The sequence below is a fragment of the Heliobacterium chlorum genome (genome assembly GCF_014502795.1).
Lineage (GTDB): Bacteria > Bacillota > Desulfitobacteriia > Heliobacteriales > Heliobacteriaceae > Heliobacterium > Heliobacterium chlorum.
The window spans coordinates 332,952-355,350 of the sequence record NZ_JACVHF010000001.1 but is presented as its reverse complement, the minus strand read 5'-3'; the positions used below and the strand labels follow the sequence as shown (position 1 = coordinate 355,350).

The following is a 22,399-nucleotide window of genomic DNA, read 5'->3' as shown; positions in this document are numbered from 1 at the left end:
CCTCTGCACCTGCCTTCCGTATTCAAAGAGTGATTACATGAACTCTTCTGGATCATCGTTTTTGAACAGACCTAGCGGCATTTTGCCATCCAAATCGGTACCGGCATCACTTTCTCCGAAGAGTTCGTTGATGTCCTGGATGACTTTCCGGTTTAGTGCCATGATGGGGATGTCCATCGGGCAAACCCGTTCACACTCACCGCATTCAACACAGCGGCCAGCGACATGCATCGCCCGGGTGACGGCGAAAAAGGCGTTGTCCGTCGGCGTGGCCGACTTATTGACCCATCCTTTTTTGTCCGATTCAAAGATGCACTCCCGACAGTTGCAAGCCGGGCAAATGTTGCGGCAGGCGTAACAGCGGAGGCATTTCTCATGCTGGGCCTGCCAGAAGGCGTATTTCTCATCGGCACTCATCGCCTCGATGGCCTTCACTTGGGCAAAACGGTCCGCTTGCTTGCTGCCGACGCCGCGCTTGGCCGCTTCCGAAGCCGTCAGGCCCTTCGGTTCAGAGGGTTCTCCAGAGACGAGGGCCCCGCCGATAAGGCGATCGGCGATGACTGGATTGGGATAGCGGCATTCGAGACACTTGTCCAAAAGAGGCAGCTCCACAGGCTGCCGTGGATCGGTGACAGCCTTTTTGTCGCTCATCCCCATGCAGGGGACTCCGATGACGAGTACCTTCTCTCGCTTGATCTGGTGATCTTGCAGCAGCCGTACGATGCCGCGGCTGTCACAACCTTTGACAAAGAGGGCGATTTTATCGTCGCCGTACCGGTAATCTAAAAGTAATCCCGTCAAGTTGTTGACGGCGAATTGATCAAAATAGAGTTGCTCCGCCTCTTCGGGCCGGGTGATGAAGAGGGGCGGCGTCAGGTACCATCGGCTGCCCTTTGTCCAGCCGATAAGGCCCTTCACTTCTCCCGAGGCGAGCAGTTCCCGGGCTAGGTCGCGCATTTCCTTCGTGATTTGGTTCATATCTCTTCCCTCAGCTTCCGGTTTGGCCCCAGGGCCTTGATCTCTTCGGTCATCTGGGTCACCACGTCGCGGAACTTGGGTGCTTCGGAACCGGAGATCCAGCGGGCTTGGAAGCGGCGCGGATCGATGCCCATGAATTCGAGCATGCGTTGCATGAGCAGGTAGCGCCGGCGGGTGAAGTAATTGCCTGTCGCATAGTGGCAGTCTCCCGGATGACAGCCTGCGACCAGGACCGCATCGGCGCCTTTTTGGAAGGCCCGCAGCACGAACTGAGGGTTCGTCCGGCCGGAGCAGGGCACCCGGACGAGCTTCACATTGGGGGGGTATTGCATCCGCGAAAGGCCGGCCAGGTCAGCGCCGGCATAGGTGCACCAGTTGCAGGCAAAGCCGACGATGTTCGGCTCCCACTCTTTCGCCGGTTGCTTTGGGTTGTCTACCGCTGACACAGGGCATCCACCTCCGCCAGAATTTGATCGTTCGTAAAGCCTTTTAAGTTCATCGCACCGGATGGGCAAGCGACGGTACAAGCACCGCAGCCTTGGCAGAGGCCTTGGTTGACGTTGGACACGCGGCGCTGGCGCATCTGGCCGTGATAACGTTCGTTGATGGATTTGATCTCGATCGACTTGTAGGGACAGATCGATTGACACAAGCCGCAGCCGGAACAGATCGCTTCGTCACAGAGGGCCGTCATCGCTTCCGACGTCAATTCCGGTTTGGAGAGGAGGCCGGCCGCTTTGACGGCGGCAGCCGATGCTTGGGCCACTGAATCAGGAATGTCTTTCGGCCCTTGACAAGCTCCAGCCAGGTAGATGCCGGCGGTGTGGGTTTCCACAGGCTGTAGTTTGGGGTGGGCTTCCGTAAACCAGCCATGCTGGTCGTAGGAGATGCCCAAGGTCCGGGCCAGATCCTTGGCGTCACCGCGGGGATCCATGCCGGCCGCTAAGACGACCAGATCAGCTTCGATCTCCACGGGACGGCCCAGGAGCGAATCTTCACCGCGAACGATGAGCTTGTCCCCCACTTGGAAGATCTTGGACACGCGGCCACGGATATACTGGGCGTCGTATTCGTTCTGGGTGCGAGCGTAAAACTCTTCGTAGTTCTTACCAGGCGTCCGTACGTCCATATAGAAAATATAAGACTTGGAGTTGGGCATCTTTTCCTTCAGCAGCGTGGCGTGTTTAGCCACGTACATGCAACAGGCCTTTGAGCAATAGGGGCGGCCTTTCGCTTCGTCACGAGATCCGACGCACTTGACGAAAACGATTTTCTCGGGCACTTTGCCGTCAGAAGGCCGCTTGATCTTCCCTGCCGTCGGTCCGGAGGCGTTCATGAGGCGTTCTAAGTGCAAGCCGGTGATCACATCGGGTATTTTCCCGGCGCCGTATTCTTCGTAGGCAGAGATGTCGAACTGTTCAAAACCGGTGGCGACGACGATAGCGCCAAAGCGCTCTACGATCAGTTCATCTTTCTGTTCGTAATCGACCGCTCCGGTGGGGCAAACTTTTTTACAGATTCCGCACTTGCCATCGAGCAAGTAACGGCAATGCTTCGCATCGATAATCGGCTTGTTGGGCACCGCTTGTGGAAAAGGAGTGTAGATGGCTTTGCGCATGCCTAGTTCCATCTCGAATTCGGAAGGAACTTTTTTGGGACACTTTTCCGTACAAGCACCACAGCCGGTGCATTGGTCAAAGTCCACATAGCGGGCTTTTTTGCGGATTGTCACGTCAAAATTGCCGACAAATCCGTCGACAGCTTCCACTTCGGCATAGGTCATCAATTCGATGTTGGGATGCTGAGCCGCTTCGACCATCTTCGGTGTCAGGATACAAGCGGAGCAGTCCAAGGTGGGGAAGGTCTTGTCGACCTGAGCCATGCGGCCGCCGATGGTGTGCTCCCGGTCGAGCAGGGTCACCGGGTAACCGGCGTTGGCGATGTCGAGGGCCGCTTGAATGCCGGCGATGCCGCCGCCGATGACCAGAGAACGCTTTGTGACCGGAATGGTCGTCGAATAGAGCGGTTCATTTTTGACGACCTTGGCTACGCCCATGCGCAGTAGGTCAATCGATTTTTCCGTTCCCTTTTCTTTGTTCGCATGGACCCAGGAACACTGCTCCCGGATGTTGACTTGTTCTACCATGTAAGGGTTCATGCCCGCCCGGGCGGCGCATTTGCGGAAGGTCGGTTCGTGCATCCGCGGGGAGCAGGCGGCAACGACGTAACCGTCCAGATTGTGTTCCCGGATGGCCTCTTGGATCATCACTTGGCCTGGTTCGGAACACATATATTTGTAATCGGTCGATAAGACGACGCCAGGGAAGTCCTTAGCGACTTGAGCCACTTTTTCACAGTGGACCGTATTGGCGATGTTGCTGCCACAATGACAGACGAAGACCCCGATTCGTTTCAATCCGTTTCCCTCCTCACTGGGCTGCCGGGGTGTTCTTTAGCAGTGACGTAGCTTCGACGAAGTGTTTCGTTAGGCCCAATTGAGACATCTCTAAGCCCAGCGCTACACCCATGAGTTCGGTAAAGTAATAGATCGGCAAGCCAAGTTCCATGCCGAGCAGCCCTTCCGCTGCTTTCTGGCGCATGTCCAAATTGGAGGTACACAAGGGGCAAGGGGTAACGATGCAGTCGGCTCCAGCCAGTTTAGCGTATTTTAATACGTTCGCCGTCATCCCCAGAGATGCTTCCGGGCGGGTGATGGCCAAGCTGCCGCCGCAGCATTCTGTCTTGTAAGACCATTCGACGGGAGTGGCGCCGAGGGCAGCCATAAGCTTGTCCATAATCATGGGATTTTCGGGGCTGTCGATGGCCACCTGAGCTGGTTTGACAAGGAGACAGCCGTAATAGCTGGCAACTTTCAGACCACTAAGAGGTCTGACCACCACAGACGAAAGGAATTCGGCGTCTAAGTCGTTGGTAAAGACCTCGACCAATGCTCGAGTCCGGCTTTTCCCCTCTACCTTCATTTCGATCACTTCGCCCACTTCCCGACGAGTCGGTTCGTCGCGCAGGGCCACTTCGGCGGCTTTCATCCGCTGATAGCAGGCGGCGCAAGGAACAGCGATCTGGTCAAGGCCATGCTGCTCCGCCAAGGCCAGGTTTCGGGCAGGCAAGGCGACACTGAGTAAATGATCCCGGTTATGGGCTGATGAGGCCCCACAGCAGTTCCAGTCAGGGATTTCAACAAAGTCGATCCCTAGCTTTTGAGCGACAGCCTTCGTGGATAAGCCATATTCGATGCCGGTACCGTTGAGGGAGCAGCCCGGATAGAGACCATATTTCAAGATTTGCCACCTCGTTTCTTCTGAACGTTGGCAAAGATTTTAGCCATGGCTTCTGTGTTTTTGATCTTGTGGGGCAAGATGCTCAATTTGCCTTGTGTGAAAAGACCGGGGGCATGTTCGGCATCTTTAAACAGTTGACCGGAGAGGATGTTGAACCGGGCTATCATACCCACTTCGTGCAAGCGACCTGTGTCTTTAACAGAGCTTAGGAACAGGTCGTTAAAGAGGTCTGCATTTTTATCGGCTACCAGGCCGGCTTTCTTCGCCTCGATACGGAGCGCTTCCATAAATTTAGCCGGTTCTACCTGACGGGGGCAGCGGGTAGAACAGGTTTCACAACCGGCACAGGCCCAGATGCTGTAGGAGCTGAGCGATTCCTGCACAAGGCCAGACTGTACCATCCGCAGTATCTGGCGGACGGTATGCTCCATCGCAAATGCAGCGGGACATCCGGCAGAACACTTGCCGCATTGGTAGCACAAGGAAACATCGACGCCATACTCTTGTTTCAGGCGGTCACGGAAGTCCTGACTCGAAGCTACCGTCATGGACAGTTGGATCGGTCCCATGAAGTTACGACCTCCTCGTTGGATCAGAATAAGCTGAGATTCGTTCTGGATATTGTGCTTGGTATACAAAATACATTGCAATAGAAAAACTAAGGTCGTTTGGAAGGCACTATCGGGGGAGCAGGTTTCTGTGTCGAATTTTGTTATAATGATTCGCTTAAGGAAACCAATTTCCCTGTGTCTTGAAAATAATCATTTTCACAAAGTTTCGGTCTATTTACTGCAATTCTCTTTTGGGAAGCTCTCTCCATTTTAATGGGTTAGGTTATTGATCACAAGAAAAAATGTATAAAACAAACTGTAACTTTATGTAATCAAGCAATTTTACACATGATTACAAATATCTTTTGAAAAATTAAAAAGGCTGAGTTTTTCTACTCAACCTTCGTTCGCTTCTACTGGGACATGGTTTTTGCTTTTTATATTACTCTTTTGTAGCTATCTCTTGGTAGTTAATTCAATGTTATCGAATTTTCAGCTCTTCTTGTTTTAGTCTTCTTCCGAAGCCTTGCTTGCGTTGCTTCCTTGGCGAAATTAAATGTATGCAAACAACAACGATAACATCGCAGTCACCAGTGTCAACAAAAAGGATAACACAAAGGCTGTTCTAATCACTTCGCTCTCGATTCCTAATGCGTCGATCGTGGCGGCCGCGTTTTGCAATTTCGCTGGCGAGATGACACTAGCGAGACCACCGCCGATAGCTGTAGCCGCGATGACAATCAGGGGATCGACATGGAGCAATTTTGATGTGAGCATGTGGTATTTCGTAAACATGGCGATCGTGGAGGCTTCACTGCCGCTGACAAATCCCCCGAAAAGACCTAAGTAACCGCTGATAAAGGGATAGAGATTGCCAAAGGCGCTTGCCGAAGCTTGGGCTAGAATGGATATCATGTTCGATGCCGGGTCGACGATTTTCCAGGTACCGTCGACTGGCTGCATGCCCGAGTTGTTCATGACAAAGGCGATGGCGAAAAAGATCGCCGCAGAAAAGGTAGGACGAAGCGCCCGCTTCAACCATTTCGAGAAAGTATCCCCTACTGCTTTGGCAGACGGTTTCAACCAGAAGGCGGACAGAAGGGTGCTCACGAGAACCCAGGTATAAGCGTTCCAAACCATGCGGGTTTTAATCACTTGACCTGGTATGATGGACAGCGGCATATCAAGCTTTTTGAAGAGATAGTCAAAGATCGGTGGATAAAAATTAGTCACAATCAAGATGGTACAAAGGATCATCCAGGGCGATAAGGCTTTCGTTAAGGACATCTCTTTTTCAATGGCTTGGTCTTCTCGGCTGAGGACAGAGGGATCGATGATCGGCTTACCCGTTAATTTTAGGTAGAGCAACATCATCAAAATGGTACAGAATCCAGCGATGACACCGGTCAACACCACACCTGTAGAAAAAGCAGGGATGTAACTGATAGCTAGGGCCACACCACCGTTGGTCAAACCGGCGATGATGCACGGGATGAAACCCTCTTTAATCAAAGCCATGCGGCCTACAATCCATAACATAGCGAAGCCGATCATGGTCGAGATAATCGGCAGAAACTTGGAGAAGACCTGGGCCGACTGAACGAGCGGCGTACCTGTCAGATCAGCGAAAACCACCAGTGGAGCGCCGAGTAAAGCGTATGTACACAAGGCATCGAAACCGATGGCTGGCAGTGCCACAGCCACAAAGGTGGAATAGCCAAGAGAGATCAAAATCGGCGGAAGAATGGATACCGGTGTCGCCCCGATCGATACGAGCAGCGTACCGGCACCCACATTCAATAACATGATCTGTACTGCTTTGTCTTGTGGGGCTAGGGTTTTTACGAACACCGCAATCCGGCGTAAGGCCCCTGTTGTTTCCATAAAAGTGATCTGTAGAATCGATGCGAGTACCATGAGCGATACTGGGAAGGAGGATACTACCCCGGCCAAACTGGCTCGAAGGCTGGCTTCTACATTGGTGTTGAAATACAATACGGCAACAAGGACCGCCAACACCCAACCTACCATGCCACTGAGGTCTGCCGCTATCCGCTTCCAAGTCATCAGCAACACAATGACTAGAATCGGTAGCAGCGTCCAAGAGATCGCTACTGCCAAAACTCCTACCGTCCTTTCGTACTACAAATATGCAATTTTGGATCATATGTGACGAATTATACCATATATCGTTCACCTGTCTACAGCATTCAGCGGAATATTACTCGTTCAATAAGTTGTTATTCCAACAGTGTCGGCACGGTTACAAACTGGTAGCCTTTCGCTCGGAGACGGTCGATGATCTGCGGTAATGCTTTCACGGTTCCCTCTAGCTCGCCGGGACGTCCTGCCATGCAATGTTGAAGGATAATTCCTCCCGGCGATATCTCTTTATTGACCAGCGCGAGGATCTTTTTATCGGACTCGCCTTTCCAGTCAGTCGTATCGACAGACCAATCGATCACCCGGTAACCTAGGCTCTTCAATTCATCCATTTCCCGGGCTGTCATCAGACCGTAAGGGGGCCGGAATAAGTCAGACCGCTTACCGGTGATCCTTTCGATTTCTGCTGCCGTCGATTGAACCTCTTCGATCACCTGGGCCGAACTAAGCGACGGCAGCCGGGGATGATCCCAGGAATGATTTCCGATGGCGTGACCTTCATCGACGATGCGTTTAAGCACATCGGGATGGGCTCGTGCTTGTACACCTACGATAAAAAAAGTGGCTTTCACACCCTTCGCCCGTAAAATGTCAAGAATTCTAGGCGTATAGACGTTGTCTGGGCCGTCATCGAAGGTCAAGGCTGTTTGCTTTTTAGTGTCGTTACCTTTGTAAAAAAGCACCCCTTTATACTGTTGAGCCAACGATTGCACTTGATTATTGTGTTCAGGCGGCTGTTCTCGATTAGCCTCTTCGTTCCACTCTTTTAAACTTTCTTCTTTTGATGGATCCCGCCCGTCAGGTGGTTGGGATGTTTGTCGCGTAACGACCAGGCCGATGCCGATGATCATCACCACGGCTATCGCAAGAAGCAAAGGCCGCCATCGAAGTCTTTTCAATTTTCCTGCCCTCTTCTTCTGCAGATTCTCCAAAAAAAATCCCTCCTGAAGGATGCTCTTCAGGAGGTAGTATCTCTTGCTTGTGTCGTTAAATATTTGTCCTCGATAAGATCAACCAAGCTGACGGCGTCGTTGATATCCACACAAGGTACGCCGATATCGAAAGGGGTGTCTGAGGCCACAGCGATAAGCTCTTCTGGAGAACAGAGCAGATCAGGGCGGTGACCGGACCGGTAAACTTCGATCTTAGGCTTATCTCCCCGCTTAAATCCTTCCGTCAAGATCAGGTCAACCCCTTGGATTTTGGCAACGATTTCATCTAGGCTAAGTTCTTTTTGAAGTTTTTCAATCATCGCCACTTTCGTCGGCGATGAGATGACGACGATGTCCGAGCCGGCTTGAGCATGTCGCCAGGTATCTTTTCCCGGCTGATCGATGTCGAAACCGTGGACATCATGCTTGATCGTCGCTACCCGGTAACCCCGTTTCTTTAGTTCCGGCAAAAGTTTTTCCAACAGCGTCGTTTTCCCCGAATCGGAAGTTCCGACGACAGAAAGTACTGGGATGGAGCCCATATTTGTCCCTCTCCTTTTCAAGAAGTGACACGCCAGGGATGGCTATAAAGGTTCATGCGCTGCCCTCGAACAAAGCCGACGATGGTCATACCTAGTTCCTGTCCCAACCGAACAGCCAGATCTGTAGGAGCTGAACGTGAGACGATGATGGCGATACCCATTTTAGCCACTTTCAGCAGGATTTCTGACGAGATTCTTCCGGATGTCAATAGCAATTTGTCCTCTAAAGCGATCCCTTCGCGGAAGCATTTTCCCATGATCTTATCGGTAGCATTGTGACGACCGATATCTTCCCGGTAGATCACTACTTTTTCGCTATCACACAAGGCTGCCGAATGTACGCCGCCAGTCTGTTGGTACAGTTGGGACATTCCCTGCATGTCTCTCATCAGACGAAGTATTTGAGATGGCGATACCTTTAGTTTATTTTCTCCTAGGTTACGGCTCATCCGGGCGTCGGTCACATCGTAAAAGGTGGTACCTTTGCCACAACCGGTAGTGATATAGCGCTTCATAAATGTCTTTTCAGCGATGGACGACAAGATCGACTCGACGAAGACCTGTCCCCGGCTATAGTCTCCCCTCAGATCAGTGATCTGTCCGGGGTCTTGGATAAATCCTTCCGCCGAAAGGAAACCGACGGCTAAGTCTTCGATGTGTTCCGGACTGGTCAACAGCGTCACGACTTCCTGACCGTTTACGTAAAGAGTCAAGGGCCATTCTTTGACCAGAACATCATCTCGCTCTTCCCATCCTGCTTCCGACACCCGGATGATGGCAATCGGCTCGACGCGGCTGTCGATTGACGAATTCTCCACTTAGGAGCCTCCCTTTCGGTCTCTCTCTTGGCAGAACTTCATCGCTTTCGAAAGATCGTCAGGTGTGTTTATATTGTAAAAAATCTTTTCCAAGTCGCCCCACTGCCCCAAGATCTTTTCGCTGGCATAACGGAGTCGAACCTTATGATAAAAGGCGATCACTTTCCGAATGTCTTCGCGCAGGCACTGTTCGATCGGCAAAAGACAGTTTTTACTGTATATCGCGTAGAGAGGCTGCAAGTAATCGCCAACCTGTGGAACGACAACATCATAGCCGGGAGCCATCTTCAACATGGCCTGAACTAAGTGCCTGTCCACGAAAGGCATGTCACAGGCTACGATGAAGTTATGATGGTGACGGGACGCCGTCAAACCTGCATGGATGCCGCTCAAGGGGCCTTGACCGGGAAAGATGTCAACTATTAGCGGAACCCCAAGGTAACGATACTTTTCCGGTTCGTTGGTGACGACCAGGATATCGTTCATCAAAGGCTCCAACTCTGCGATGGTCTGTTCAATGATCGCTTTTCCGCCCACAGGCATAAAGGCTTTGTTTTTTCCCATCCGTGAATTACGGCCGCCGGAGAGAATGATCGCAGTAGCTTCCATCGCCAAACTCCCTCCTATTCGGCTACAACCAAGATACCCACTTGCCCTTGGCATATATCCTTGAAGAATCACTTAAACTAGAAGCAGGTGCGACAGCATTGGCAAAGGAGGCTGGAATATGACTCGTCGCAAGCCCGTCATGTCTGACCGGCTCAAGTATGAACTGGCTCAGGAACTGGGGTTTGCTGATGTGGTGGAACGTGATGGCTGGGGTGGAATTACCACTCGTGATGCGGGCCGATTGGTTCGTGCCGCCATTGAACGTGCCGAGCGGAACTTGGCGAGTCAATAGTCTTCCACACCAACGCACCCGCCAGAGCAGTGATCCTGCTCTGGCTTTCGATTGCCTTTGATTCACCATAAAAACAGTCCGTCGCAGAGGGGGTTTTACATTGCGTTGGTCCTGGAGAAACCTGCATTGGTTCATCTTAGGAATGGTTGTCCTTGCCTTCGCCGTGGTGCCCACTTTGCGCGGATATTTGTTCACCGCCATCCGGCTGATGACCGATGGCGATTTGGAAGGTCTACGAGCCTTTATTCTATCTTTTGGGTTTGCAGCGCCTCTGGTTTCCTTTTCACTGATGATCTTGCAAGCTTTTTTATCGCCAATTCCGTCAGTGGTCCTCTTTTTGCTGAACGCAGCCGTGTTCGGCTCTTGGGGCGGGTTGCTTCTATCTTGGACTAGTTCCCTGGTGTCTTCTCTGGTCTGTTTCGGCCTAGCCCGGCGGTTGGGGCAATCTTTCGTATCCAAAGTGGTGAAGGAGGGACTGCTCGCCCGCATCGATGATTATCTCTACGATTACGGATCATCGGCAGTCCTCTTTTCCCGCTTATTGCCCTTTATGCCCTTCGATGTTACCTCCTACGCCTTCGGTATCACCCGGGTCACCTGGTGGGATTTTACCTGGGGGACTGCCGTCGGTCAAACACCGGCGATTATCTTCTATACGTTCTTAGGCCACCGTATATTAGACCTTTGGCAGTATATTCTTTACTTCGGGCTTTGGATTTTCGGGCTTGTTATATTGATGCCATTTTTCGGCAATTGGTTGATCCGTTGCCGCTCACCGCTGAACGATGATGAACTGGCAAAATACCCTCCCAGCCCGATGACGACGACCGATAAAACGAGTGCGCTGATCCAGGCCAAATCATATTGGCGGGGATCAAAGAGATAAGGATAGATGTCCCACTGGTAATCGGCGAAATCGTTAAAAAGAATCCATAGGCTGACAGCGATCCAAGTTTTCCGGGAATAATGAAGTCGGGGCCAGAATACGAGCGCCTGCAGAGCCATACCCAGATGAGAAAGGGCAAGCATCCAGTTTTCGATAGAAGCGCCTCCAGACAAATAGGCAGCGTGAATATTGATGATGACAGCCCAGATGCCGTATTTGAACAACAGGGCCGGCGCCAAGCATTCGAACCAGGAGATGGAAAGGCCTAGCCAAAGCAAGACGAGCAGAATCGTAAAATCTCCAGATGCCAGTGGGCTATCCGGGATCAATGGCCAAAAGATCGGATCCGAAGCGGCCAGTTGATGACGGTACCACCAAAAGCCGTAAAGCGTCCCTGGAAAGTTAACGACGAAGAGCAAAGCCATACCTAAGGGAGTGTAAATCCAAGCTATCCAGGGGTGTTCGCTCCAAGATTTAAGACGATAGCTGTTCATTTCGTCATCCCCAATCGACATTCAAAAAGTTGTACAAAGCCCCGTAAATACGAGGCTTTTTCTTTTTATTCATTAATCACGCGTAAACCGCCTGACAAGGACTTCCCCTTTCAGGGAATCGTATAGGACCATACTGCCTTTTTGATCATCCTTCGGCATGCCGACAGAACCGACGCCGATGATGTATCGAGTAGCGGAGTCCAGGACAAAGGGTACGTTATCTTGTAATTCAATCATAGCGACATCATCATCATGATAAGCAAAACAAGACACCCGGTGTTGATGTCCGTGAAAACAAACCTTGAATTCGTGTGCTCTGAAATTTTTCCAAGCCCTTTCTTCGTCACCGATCCGTTCGTTCAGGGGATCCCGAGGACCTCCGTGGACGAAGAGCAATTCGCCATCGCGGTATTCTTTCGGCCATGCCACATAATCATTCCATATTTGGGCAGCGAGTTCTGATGGACGTGTATATTGCATGACTACATATTCATCACAGTTCCCCTGTACTCCCTGGGCGTCTTCTGCATAAAGCGCCTCGAGACATTCCACAAATCCATCACCGTTTCGGTAATTAGGGACGTCTCCCAGAAAGATAATGCGATCCACGTCATTTAGTAAATGGAGTGCCTTTTCTAAAGCCTTATGGTGACCGTGAGCATCGGCCAGAATTCCGTATCGCAACGTCTAAGACCCTCCTTCAACTTTCCATCCAAGAGCTCTTTGAGTCTCTACAGATAGGCTATTGGGTCTTGGTTTTCCCTATGAAATAAAAAGGTGACATCGGCCTTTTCCCCTTTTGCCGTCTCTTGGAGTCGCAGAGCTAACTCTGCCACGACCGGTTGTTCCGTCGCAAAATGACCTGCATCGAAGATGTCCAAGCCAAGGGATAGAGCGCTTTGGGCCTCATGATATTTAATATCGCCTGTTAAGTATGCCTGGGCACCTTTAAAATGGGCTTTAGATATAGCTGAAGCACCAGAACCGCCGCAAAGAGCGATCTTTTGTACCCGCTTATGTTTGTCTCGGCCCACCCAACGAAGATGGTCTATCCCTAATGATTTCTTAATCCGGTTGGCCAATTCCTCTATCGTAACCGCTTCGGGTAGGCGCCCAATGCGACCTAAGCCGTTCACAGGACCTTGGTTTAACAGTGGATAAAGGTCATAGGCCACCTCCTCGTAGGGGTGGGCTTTCAGCATCGCTTTGAGGACGCGATTCAACCCTTTCTTCGGGACGATCGTTTCAAGGCGGACTTCTGGCACTTCTTCCAGTTTGCCGACTTTGCCGATATAGGGGTTTGTCCCTTCTAAGGGGAGAAAAGTCCCCTGCCCTGGGGTGCGAAAGGTGCAGTGAGCGTAATTTCCGATGTGCCCTGCACCGGCATAGCCCATCGCTTGACGTACCGCTCCCTCTTGCTCGGCAGGAACAAAGACAGCGATCTTCACCAATTCTTCTCGTTTATCCTCGTAAAGAGGCTGCACATCTTGCAAACCCAATTTAGCTGCAAAAACGTCATTGACCCCGCCGGGCGCTGTATCTAAATTGGTATGAGCAGCGTAGATGTTCAGCCTCTGGTCGATAATAGACCTAAGCAGCCTTCCTTGCGGCAAATCCCAGCGAAGGGAACTGATCGGTTTGAAGATGAGCGGGTGGTGGCTGACGATCATCTGGCAGTTCTGCTCCACTGACGCTTGGACGACATCTTCATCGACGTCGAGAGCGACATAGACTTTTTCCACGGTTGCCGACGGATCACCCACTTGCAGTCCAATCGAATCCCAATCTTCGGCTAAGCTTTTGGGGGCAAACCGTTCGATCCACTCAATGATCCTAGCGCATGCGACAGCCATACTCTCACCCTTTCCAACTCTTCTACTCGCATTTTTTTCTTCTTTATCGCAGATTCGTCACGATTTCTGGCCCGTTGCAAGCCCTCCAGTGCTCTTCGATCACGCTCTAAGAGCCGCTCGACGACCTGAATGAGCAAAGGATGCCGGTTCTGTAACAACAGAGGTCCCAGTTCCCAGATGACGTCTTCGGAAAAGGAGATTCCCAACGGCGATGTTTCCGATGACGCTGTTCCTGATAGGATAGTCATCGGTGGTTCGCTCTTTATGTTCTTATCTAAAACGATCACTTCATAGATTCGGTGACCTTCCGCTACCAGATCCTCTTCAACGAAAGACCATCCGTGGCCAGACAGCCATTGTCGTAACTCCTTGGCCCCTTCTAAGGGCTGCAGGATGAGCCGGCTTACACCAGTCAACTTACCGGTTTTCTCACCTGCTTCTAAGATGGACTGGATCGTCCCTCCGCCCATACCGGCGATCGTGATCGCCTGTACTTCTCCTGGATGCAGCGGCGCTAAGCCGTCACCTGGGCGGATGTCTATTTGCTCACTCACCCGAAAAGCTATCACATGCTGCTTCGCAGCCTCTAATGGCCCCGGATGAACCTCGACGCCGATGGCTCGAGGGATAATTCCTTTCTTAACCAGGTAAACAGGCAAATAGGCATGATCCGTTCCGATGTCGGCAAGAAAACTTCCTTGAGGCACTGCATCAGCGATGCGTTGTAATCGAGGACTAAGTTCTGGCATTAGAACCTCCAAATATCTTCTTTTTTGTACGTTAATCATTAATAGAACTATTGTACGGAAGGCGAAATATAAAACAATAGCCCGCTTGCCAGATAAGGCAAACGGGCTGAATGTACATAAGGTGGTGGGCCCACCTGGGATCGAACCAGGGACCAACCGGTTATGAGCCGGCCGCTCTACCGCTGAGCTATAGGCCCGCTGTGACATCCCCGAAGGAATGTCGCAAGAACGTTTTATATTATACCCTGTACATGCTCTTAGGTCAAGAGCGATTTTAATCCAAATAATCCTTTAACTTCTTGCTTCGGCTCGGATGGCGAAGCTTGCGCAGCGCCTTAGCCTCAATCTGGCGGATCCGCTCCCGGGTTACTCCAAATTCTTGACCGACCTCTTCTAAGGTTCGGGAACGTCCGTCGTCTAAGCCAAAACGAAGCCGCAAGACTTTCATCTCCCGGGCCGTCAACGTTTCCAGCACCTCTTCCAATTGCTCCTTCAAGAGAATGAAGGAAGCTGCTTCTGCCGGCGCTGGCGCGTCTTGGTCTTCGATGAAGTCTCCCAGATGAGAATCTTCCTCTTCACCGATCGGAGTCTCAAGGGACACAGGCTCTTGGGCAATTTTCATGATTTCCCGGACTCGCTCCACCGGTATGTCCATCTCTTTGGCGATCTCCTCGGGGTTCGGTTCCCGGCCGAATTCCTGCAGCAGTTGGCGAGACACACGGATCAACTTATTGATCGTCTCCACCATGTGCACGGGAATACGGATAGTCCGAGCCTGATCGGCGATAGCACGGGTGATCGCCTGTCGAATCCACCAGGTCGCATAAGTAGAGAACTTGTATCCTTTGGTATAATCGAATTTCTCAACTGCTTTGATCAAACCCAAGTTGCCTTCCTGGATGAGATCTAAAAAGAGCATCCCCCGGCCTACGTACCGTTTGGCGATGGATACGACAAGACGGAGGTTCGCTTCTGCCAGGCGGCGTTTGGCTTCTTCATCGCCGTCTTCCATACGCTTGGCCAGTTCGATTTCCTCTTCAGCAGACAACAAAGGAACCCGCCCGATTTCCTTTAGGTACATTCGAACCGGGTCGTCAATCCCTACACCTTCCGGTACAGAGAGGTCGACTTCGATTTCCTCTTCTTCCTCTTCTGATTCCCGAATTATGGGCTCTTCGGCTTTTTCCATGGATTCTGCTTCTGCAGGCTCCGAAACCACGTCAATACCCATGTTCCCAAGCTGCTCATAGACATCATCGACCTGGTCTGCCGTCATTTCTACACCTTGCAGAGAGTCCATGATCTCCTGGTAGGTGAGGACACCTTTTTTCTTGCCTTTTGCAATCAGGTCTTTAACTTTTTGCAGTTGTTGTACCTGCTCGACTTTTAGTTCTTCTTTCATTCTGTGGTTCCCCCCTTATACCAGGGCCGTTGTTCCCACCGACCACCTAAAGGCATAGATCCAAATCTGCGAGCCGCGCGGCTCCTAGCCTGTTGTAAATTAGACAGTTGCGGCAGAAGCCGCTGCAGCGCTTCCATGTCCCCACTCCGGCTTAGCGCTTCCACCTGGATTTCCAGGCGAGCGATTTCTTCCACCAGCCAACCGTATCGAAGTGTGTTTACACAATCCTCAAGAACCGATTCCTGCAGGGCACCTTCAAGGTCTTCAACCAAAAGAGCGCTGAAATAAGCCTTCGTCTCTTCCGCTGCCAAACCTTCGGCAACTCGCCCGACAAGGACTCCTTGTCCTTCCCGGCTGACTGCGACCAGCGCCTCCAGAATCTCCTGCAGCGGCCCCTGAACCTGGGGAATCTCATTCCCCAGCCGTTCAAAAACCCATCGAACCCGTTCCGGTGCGCCAACCATCCAGTAAATCAGGTAGCGCCAGGCTTGTTCCTGTCTGTCCCCATTTGTCCTGTCAGGAAGGCCCTTCATCACGGTTGAGGCAAATGACTCCGTTTCGTTTTTCTGGGCAGAGGTATAGTTAGTATTCCTGGGATTTTCCTTTCTATCCCCTCGAAGGTATGACTTGGTATTACGAGAAAGACCTCGTAACTCTTCCATGATGGCCGCTTCAGAGAGGCGTATTTCCCGGGCGAGCCACTGTATGTTCGCTTCTTGCTCTATCGCGCTGGAGATGATTAGCAGTTGAGGAGCCAATTCCCGAACAGCAGCCACCTTGCCGGCAACCGTCGTCAAGTCATGCTGCGCCGCGACTCGAGAAAAACAAAAGGAGAAAAAAGCGGGAGCACTATCGGCCAGTTGCCAAAAGCTGCTGGCGCCATGCTTTTGCAAATACTCATCGGGATCTTTGCCGTCGGGAAGTGTCAACACTTGAATCTGAGCACCGAGACGGGTCAAGATCTCTCCGGCTTTGACTGTCGCTTCGATACCCGCCCGGTCAGCGTCATAGCAGATCAGGACACGAGGGGCGTACCGCAGGAGCAACCGGCCTTGTTCTGGCGTCATGGCTGTACCCAGACTGGCTACAGCCTGAGAAATGTCGTGCTGGTGACAGGCGATGACATCCATATAGCCTTCGACGAGAATGGCAATCCCTTTTTCTCGAATCGCCGGTCCGGCTTTGTGCAAACCATAGAGGTGTTGACCCTTTTTATAGAGAGGAGTTTCCGGGGAATTCAGGTATTTTGGAATCTCGTCGTCAAGTACCCGGCCGCCAAAAGCGACCGGACGTCCTTGGGCGTCAAAGATGGGGAACATAATGCGATTGCGAAAGCGATCATAGTACCCATCTGCGCCTTGACGAGGGACGATGAGACCGAACTGTTCCAGTTCTTCCGGTGCATAGCCTTCCCGTACCAGTCGTTCCGTCAGGAAATCCCAGCCTGGAGGACTATAACCTAAACCGAAAGCCACGGTGACCGTATCACTCAAGCCGCGCCGGGAAAGATACTCCCGGGCTTGTCGAGCTCGTGTGTCTTCCCTCAGACATCGAAAAAACAGTTCAGCCGCCCGGCGATGAAGCGCCCGCCCCCGCTCTACCGCCGTCCGCAGCGCCTGCTGCGTCGGCGTCAACTTTTGTTCGGGAAGGGTGACGCCAGCCCGTTCGGCTAGTTTTTTTAACGCTTCTGGGAAGGTCAAGTTTTCTCGGAGCATGACAAAGGTGAAAACGTCGCCGCCTGTCCCGCAACCAAAGCAATGAAAATACTGCTTCTCTCGGGAAACGGTGAAGGACGGTGTCTTCTCCGAATGGAAAGGACAAAGTCCCGTATACCGTCCGCCCTGACGCTTGAGGGCTACATAATCGGCTACGATTTCGACGATATCTACTCGATAGCGAATCTCTTCGACAATTTGGGGATCCTTCAATTAAAATCACCCCATCATGCATTCGCCGTCATGCGCCTAATTTCCTTCTTCCCTACTGCCCGAAACACTCTCTTGTTATTCGCGCTTTAATTGACATTTCCTCCACATTATCGACACTTTTTTCCCTCCTGCAATCTTCTATATTATGTCTGACCTGCAGGTTCTCTAGTCTCGAAAACTCATCCATGGTGAAGGTAAAAAGAGATTTTCGTAGACTTTTACGGCAAAACGGTCCGTCATGCCGGAAATATAGTCTACAACGGTCCTTTCGAGACCGTGACGAGGTATCATGGCTTGGAACTCCGCAGGCATGCGATGAGGGTGATGGATAAAGACGCGATAGAGGGAGAAAATCAATTCTTTGGCTTTGCTCTCTTCCGCCTTCGCTTCGGAACCGATATAAACGTGCCGGAACATGAACTGGCGCAGTTTCAACGTGGCTTCCTCCACTTCCGGGCTCATCCGGATCTCCGGCTGTTGCCAAGACGCCTGAACCATGTCCATGACCATGCTGTTGATCCGGGACCGGTGACCGTTCCCTAAGAGGCGAATACAATCTTGGGGAAGTTCTTCTTCGGCAATGATACCGCCTCGAAGGGCGTCATCGATGTCATGGTTGATATAGGCGAACCGGTCGGCCCAGCGGACGATCTGCCCTTCCAGAGTAGACGGTTTGCCACTGCTGGAATGGTTGACGATACCGTCACGGACCTCCCAGGTCAAATTCAGTCCTTCACCTTGTTCCAGTACTTCAACAACCCGTAAGCTCTGCCGGGCATGGGAAAAGCCCTCCTTGAAAACCCGATCGAGGGCCTCTTCTCCGGCATGACCAAAGGGCGTATGACCTAAGTCATGGCCCAGGGCGATCGCCTCAGCCAGATCCTCGTTCAGCGCCAACGCTCTGGCGATCGTCCGGGCAATCTGGGAGACTTCTAAGGTATGGGTTAGGCGGGTGCGAAAATGGTCCCCTTCTGGTGAGATGAAGACCTGTGTTTTATGTTTTAGACGACGAAAGGCTTTCGAATGAATAATTCGATCCCGGTCCCGTTGGAAGGCGGTCCGCATAGAACACTCCTGCTCTGACCGCTCTCGACCACGGTTCCGTCCACTCTTGGCTGCGTATGGAGATAGCAAGGTCTCTTCCCGCCGTTCCAACTCTTCTCGCAGGATCATAGAGTTCTCCCTCCGTCAGATTCCTTCTTCTAAAGGCCTTTCAGGAATACGACTTTTAACAATCGAGCTTATGCGTCGCCAGTAACCTTTGCATTGTAACGACAGTGTGCTGCTGCTTATTTACTCTTCTTGCCTGCTCGAAACATTCGAGCTGCTTCTACGAGCCGTTTGCCGAGAATCCTGGCCCGCTTCAGTCCGTCCTGATCCTGCTGAGCTGGTTTCTGTGCCGATGCGCCGAAATGGCCGCAGTCATGATCAACGTGTCCGTCGCCGACTAAAGTCATTCCTTGAACGAGCATCATGTCATGGATGGCCCTTGTCGTCGTCTCTTGGCCGCCGTATTTGGAAGCTCCCGTCGTGACGGTGCCTCCAGGAATTCCGTACCAAGCTTTGTCTCCACGCACTTTGCGTGTTTTATCAAAAAAAGCTTTCAATTGGGCGCTTACGGTGCCGAAATAAACAGGGCTGCCGATGATGACCCCGTCAGCGTCGGCGATATCGGCAAAAGCTTGTTCCAACTCAGTTCCTTTATAGCAAACGGTCGAACAAGGATTGGAACAGGCGGTGCAGAAAGGGTGTTTAGCCTTGGCGAGCACTGTCGGCACCTGTATCCATTGGACTTGCAAACCTGCTTGAACGATTTCATCGGCTGCCGCTTGAAGCAGTTGGGCTGTGTTGCCTTCTGGATTTGGGCTTCCGTTAATAAGGACGATTTTCACTTCGTTGAAATCTCCTTTCCTTTAATATAATAAGCTTTATTATTAATACCACCTTCGGTCATAAAAACCCTTCCTGCCGGGATAAGGAAAAAAGCCGGGTTCTCGTTCCCGGCTTCGTGCTTAAATAATGATGCAGATGAGTCCACCATTTCCTTCATTGACGATGCGCTGCAATGTCTCCTGAAGTTTACCTTGAACGTTTTCTGGCATGCGCTGCAGTTTGTTTTGTACCCCTTCACGGACCAGATCATGAAGGGATTTGCCAAAGATATTGGACTCCCAGATTTTTTGCGGATTTTCTTCAAACTCTTCGAGGATGTAACGGACCAGTTCTTCGCATTGCTTCTCCGTGCCGATGATCGGTGTAATCTCTGTGGTGATATCAGCGCGGATGATGTGTAAGGAAGGTGCGCTCGCTTTAAGTTTTACTCCAAAACGGTTCCCCTGCTTGATCAGTTCCGGTTCTTCCAGGAACATCTCATCGAGGCTCGGGTTGACGACACCATAGCCCACTTCCCTCACATCATCTAAGGCTGTGGCCACTTTGTCATACTCCCGTTTCGCCTTAGCCAATTCTTTCATCAGGCGAAGCAGGTCATGTTCGCCAGTGATGGTGAAGCCACTCTCTTCCTGCAGGACCTGATAGAACATGCCTTCCGGCGCGGTCATCTCAATAGCGGCCACACCGGTACCTAGATTCATTTCCTGCAGGTATACATCTTCGATGAAATCATAATCGGCCAGCGTCTCCACAGCCAGATCGATATCGCGCAGGCGCTTTACCTGGGAAATGGTGTCACGCACAGCCCCCTCATACTTCTGGCGCAGAGGATGTTTATTGTCAAGCTCTTCAATCCAGAGAGGGAGATTGATATTGACCTCGGTGACAGGAAATTCATACAAGGCCTCTTCGAGAATCTTCAGGACGTCGTCTTGACTCAGTTCGGTCACGTTCAAAGGAAGGACGGGAACTTGATATAACCCTTCCAGGTTATAGGCCAGTTCGGCTGTTTCCCTCGAGTGGGGACGAAGCGAGTTGAGCACGACGACGAAGGGTTTACGGAGTTCCTTCAACTCGTCGACGACCCGTTCTTCTGCTTCTACATATCCGTCACGGGGCAAATCAGTGATGCTGCCGTCGGTGGTGATGACGAGGCCGATGGTCGAGTGATCAGCGATGACCTTTCGTGTCCCCATCTCAGCTGCATCTTGAAAGGGCATCTCAGTCTCTGACCAGGGAGTCATCACCATCCGAGCCCCGTCTTCTTCTTCATAACCCAAAGCACCTTCGACTGAATAGCCAACGCAGTCGACCATGCGAACCCGCATCTTGACGCCATTTTTCACGCCAATCTCTACGGCTTCGTTCGGAATAAATTTGGGTTCTGTCGTCATGATCGTCCGGCCGGCGCCGGATTGAGGCAGTTCATCCCGGGCCCGCTCTTTATCATGGATATTCTTGATATTCGGCAATACTAACAGTTCCATGAACCGTTTAATGAAGGTGGACTTACCCGTGCGGACCGGGCCTACCACCCCGATATAGATGTCTCCTCCTGTGCGGTCACTGATATCACGGAAAATATCCATTTTCTCCATCGCGGTTTTCCCTCCTTATCGGTTGTCTGCCCTGGCCGCTCGGTTGGGTTCCCACCCCAAATATTTCCGCTGACAGGCCTAACGCTAGAATGTATATGAGCGCAGCCTGTTCTCTATGACAGGCTAGGGCCGATAAAGACGGTTAAAATCGCAACAAGTCGCTCTATCAGTGGTACCTGGGCCCCGTTGCAATGGATATGCCTTGGCTCGTTCTTTTATAACTTCACCTTACCTGAGCAGTAGCATAGTAAATCAGTGGTGTTAATGATTTAGCTTCCAAGGGGTTCTGACTTTATATCTCTCGTCCCACCGCTGCGGCGATCGGTCGAAGGGACTCGACCATGCAGGTGAAATCCTCCGGCTCCAGGGACTGTGGTCCATCACAAAGGGCTTTACACGGTTCTGGATGAACTTCGACCAACAAACCGTCGGCGCCGGCAGCAACAGCGGCACGGGACATGGAGGCTACCAGCCGAGAAGCGCCGGTCGAGTGGCTGGGATCCACCAAAATCGGTAAATGGGACAGTTCTTTAACGAGGGGTACTGCGCTCAGGTCGAGGGTGTTGCGAGTGGCTGTTTCGAAAGTCCGAATCCCTCGCTCACAGAGAATGATCTGGCTGTTGCCTTGTGCCATGATATATTCCGCGGCCATCAACCACTCTTCGATCGTTGCCGATAAGCCCCGTTTCAAAATCACCGGCAGGCGCGTTTGGCCGACGGCCTGGAGCAGACGGAAATTCTGCATGTTGCGAGCGCCAATCTGAAGCATATCTACATACCTGGAGGCCATCTCCAAACTGGGAAGGTCAATCACTTCCGTTACGGTGGGCAACCCGGCGAAACGACCGGCAGTGTTCAGAATCTTTAACCCTTCTTCCTCGAGCCCTTGAAAGGCGTAGGGAGATGTTCGAGGTTTGAAGGTGCCGCCCCGCAGGATTTTGGCTCCAGCTAAACGCACTTTCTCAGCAGCCAGCATCATCTGCTCGATGCTCTCTACCGCACAGGGACCAGCGATCAAAGCGACCGACTCTCCGCCGATCGCTACATCTTTAACGGTGATGACCGTATCCTCTTTTTTCGCTTCCCGGCTGACCAGTTTATAAGGACGGCGAATGGGAACCACTTTTTCAACTCCTGCCATGGCTTCCAGCCCTAAAGAGGCGATCGCCTGGCGGTCGCCGACAGCACCGATGACGATGCGGTTTACACCGTGAATCGAATGTCCGGTGAAACCATATTCAGTCAAGGTTTTGTTGATGTTGTCGATTTGGCTTGCCGTAGCGTTAGGATTCATGACGATAATCATCGGGGATCCCTCCAAATTTTTTATTGATGAAAATTAAAAACCCCGCAGCTGTCCCTGGAAGAGGGACGAACGCTGCGGGGCATCCGTGGTACCACCCTGATTGATC

General features: G+C 51.7%; 21 protein-coding genes, 1 tRNA gene and 1 pseudogene. 2 read left to right on the top strand and 21 right to left on the bottom strand.

What is annotated here, in order from left to right:
• Positions 1–33: 33 nt before the first annotated feature.
• The 10 genes from H1S01_RS01650 to mobA all read right to left on the bottom strand — a co-directional run bounded on the left by H1S01_RS01650 (position 34) and on the right by mobA (position 9,892).
• Positions 34–978: a 4Fe-4S dicluster domain-containing protein gene (locus H1S01_RS01650; protein ID WP_188038373.1), complete on the bottom strand. Its 945-nt coding sequence runs from the start codon at positions 976–978 to the stop codon at positions 34–36.
• On the bottom strand, positions 975–1,424 hold the full coding sequence (locus tag H1S01_RS01645; protein WP_170291587.1) for a hydrogenase iron-sulfur subunit: 450 nt from the start codon (positions 1,422–1,424) through the stop codon (positions 975–977). The genes H1S01_RS01650 and H1S01_RS01645 overlap by 4 nt, the downstream gene beginning before the upstream one ends.
• On the bottom strand, positions 1,412–3,394 hold the full coding sequence (locus tag H1S01_RS01640) for a CoB--CoM heterodisulfide reductase iron-sulfur subunit A family protein (RefSeq protein WP_188038372.1): 1,983 nt from the start codon (positions 3,392–3,394) through the stop codon (positions 1,412–1,414). The genes H1S01_RS01645 and H1S01_RS01640 overlap by 13 nt, the downstream gene beginning before the upstream one ends.
• Positions 3,395–3,407: 13 nt before the next feature.
• Positions 3,408–4,277, bottom strand: a complete 870-nt coding sequence (locus tag H1S01_RS01635) for a CoB--CoM heterodisulfide reductase iron-sulfur subunit B family protein (RefSeq protein WP_188038371.1) — start codon at positions 4,275–4,277, stop codon at positions 3,408–3,410.
• On the bottom strand, positions 4,274–4,846 hold the full coding sequence (locus tag H1S01_RS01630) for a 4Fe-4S dicluster domain-containing protein (protein ID WP_188038370.1): 573 nt from the start codon (positions 4,844–4,846) through the stop codon (positions 4,274–4,276). Before H1S01_RS01630 ends, H1S01_RS01635 begins: the two co-directional genes overlap by 4 nt.
• 534 nt (positions 4,847–5,380) lie before the next feature.
• Entirely contained in the window at positions 5,381–6,949 is a 1,569-nt protein-coding gene (locus H1S01_RS01625) for an L-lactate permease (RefSeq protein ID WP_188038369.1), read from the bottom strand.
• Positions 6,950–7,068: 119 nt separating this feature from the next.
• On the bottom strand, positions 7,069–7,923 hold the full coding sequence (locus H1S01_RS01620) for a polysaccharide deacetylase family protein (protein WP_207732121.1): 855 nt from the start codon (positions 7,921–7,923) through the stop codon (positions 7,069–7,071).
• A 26-nt stretch (positions 7,924–7,949) separates the two neighbouring features.
• Entirely contained in the window at positions 7,950–8,465 is a 516-nt protein-coding gene (gene mobB / locus H1S01_RS01615) for a molybdopterin-guanine dinucleotide biosynthesis protein B (RefSeq protein ID WP_188038368.1), read from the bottom strand.
• A gap of 17 nt (positions 8,466–8,482) precedes the next feature.
• Positions 8,483–9,283 (bottom strand): formate dehydrogenase accessory sulfurtransferase FdhD, encoded by an 801-nt coding sequence (gene fdhD / locus H1S01_RS01610; RefSeq protein WP_188038367.1) that lies wholly within the window; start codon positions 9,281–9,283, stop codon positions 8,483–8,485.
• Positions 9,284–9,892, bottom strand: coding sequence for a molybdenum cofactor guanylyltransferase (gene mobA, locus H1S01_RS01605; protein WP_188038366.1), 609 nt, complete (start codon positions 9,890–9,892; stop codon positions 9,284–9,286).
• A 118-nt stretch (positions 9,893–10,010) separates the two neighbouring features.
• Here mobA and H1S01_RS01600 point away from each other — a divergent pair, with 118 nt between their 5' ends.
• Together H1S01_RS01600 and H1S01_RS22460 are read left to right on the top strand one after the other, a co-directional pair.
• Complete coding sequence (locus tag H1S01_RS01600; protein ID WP_155474625.1) at positions 10,011–10,184, top strand: small, acid-soluble spore protein, alpha/beta type; 174 nt, start codon at positions 10,011–10,013, stop codon at positions 10,182–10,184.
• Between the two features lie 142 nt (positions 10,185–10,326).
• Positions 10,327–10,842: pseudogene (locus H1S01_RS22460) on the top strand (TVP38/TMEM64 family protein); the annotation flags it as partial.
• A 41-nt stretch (positions 10,843–10,883) separates the two neighbouring features.
• Here the strand turns inward: H1S01_RS22460 and H1S01_RS21305 are convergent.
• From H1S01_RS21305 to aroF, 11 genes are all read right to left on the bottom strand, one after another.
• Entirely contained in the window at positions 10,884–11,564 is a 681-nt protein-coding gene (locus tag H1S01_RS21305; protein WP_243236876.1) for a DUF1405 domain-containing protein, read from the bottom strand.
• A 72-nt stretch (positions 11,565–11,636) separates the two neighbouring features.
• A complete protein-coding gene (locus tag H1S01_RS01590; protein WP_188038364.1) occupies positions 11,637–12,248 on the bottom strand; it encodes a metallophosphoesterase family protein in 612 nt (203 codons plus the stop codon).
• 47 nt (positions 12,249–12,295) lie between these two features.
• On the bottom strand, positions 12,296–13,417 hold the full coding sequence (locus H1S01_RS01585; protein WP_188038363.1) for a Nif3-like dinuclear metal center hexameric protein: 1,122 nt from the start codon (positions 13,415–13,417) through the stop codon (positions 12,296–12,298).
• The gene (locus H1S01_RS01580) at positions 13,357–14,166 is read right to left on the bottom strand and encodes a tRNA (adenine(22)-N(1))-methyltransferase (RefSeq protein ID WP_188038362.1); all 810 of its coding nucleotides are present in this window, start codon (positions 14,164–14,166) and stop codon (positions 13,357–13,359) included. Before H1S01_RS01580 ends, H1S01_RS01585 begins: the two co-directional genes overlap by 61 nt.
• A gap of 122 nt (positions 14,167–14,288) precedes the next feature.
• A tRNA-Ile gene (locus H1S01_RS01575) sits at positions 14,289–14,363 on the bottom strand.
• A 77-nt stretch (positions 14,364–14,440) separates the two neighbouring features.
• Entirely contained in the window at positions 14,441–15,568 is a 1,128-nt protein-coding gene (gene rpoD, locus H1S01_RS01570) for an RNA polymerase sigma factor RpoD (protein WP_155474619.1), read from the bottom strand.
• On the bottom strand, positions 15,565–17,496 hold the full coding sequence (dnaG, locus tag H1S01_RS01565; protein ID WP_188038361.1) for a DNA primase: 1,932 nt from the start codon (positions 17,494–17,496) through the stop codon (positions 15,565–15,567). Before dnaG ends, rpoD begins: the two co-directional genes overlap by 4 nt.
• A 165-nt stretch (positions 17,497–17,661) precedes the next feature.
• Positions 17,662–18,669, bottom strand: a complete 1,008-nt coding sequence (locus H1S01_RS01560) for a deoxyguanosinetriphosphate triphosphohydrolase (protein ID WP_188038360.1) — start codon at positions 18,667–18,669, stop codon at positions 17,662–17,664.
• Positions 18,670–18,785: 116 nt separating this feature from the next.
• Complete coding sequence (locus H1S01_RS01555; RefSeq protein ID WP_188038359.1) at positions 18,786–19,388, bottom strand: NAD(P)H-dependent oxidoreductase; 603 nt, start codon at positions 19,386–19,388, stop codon at positions 18,786–18,788.
• A 120-nt stretch (positions 19,389–19,508) separates the two neighbouring features.
• Complete coding sequence (gene spoIVA / locus H1S01_RS01550) at positions 19,509–20,987, bottom strand: stage IV sporulation protein A (RefSeq protein ID WP_188038358.1); 1,479 nt, start codon at positions 20,985–20,987, stop codon at positions 19,509–19,511.
• A gap of 292 nt (positions 20,988–21,279) precedes the next feature.
• On the bottom strand, positions 21,280–22,293 hold the full coding sequence (aroF, locus tag H1S01_RS01545) for a 3-deoxy-7-phosphoheptulonate synthase (protein WP_188038357.1): 1,014 nt from the start codon (positions 22,291–22,293) through the stop codon (positions 21,280–21,282).
• Between the last annotated feature and the right edge of the window lie 106 nt (positions 22,294–22,399).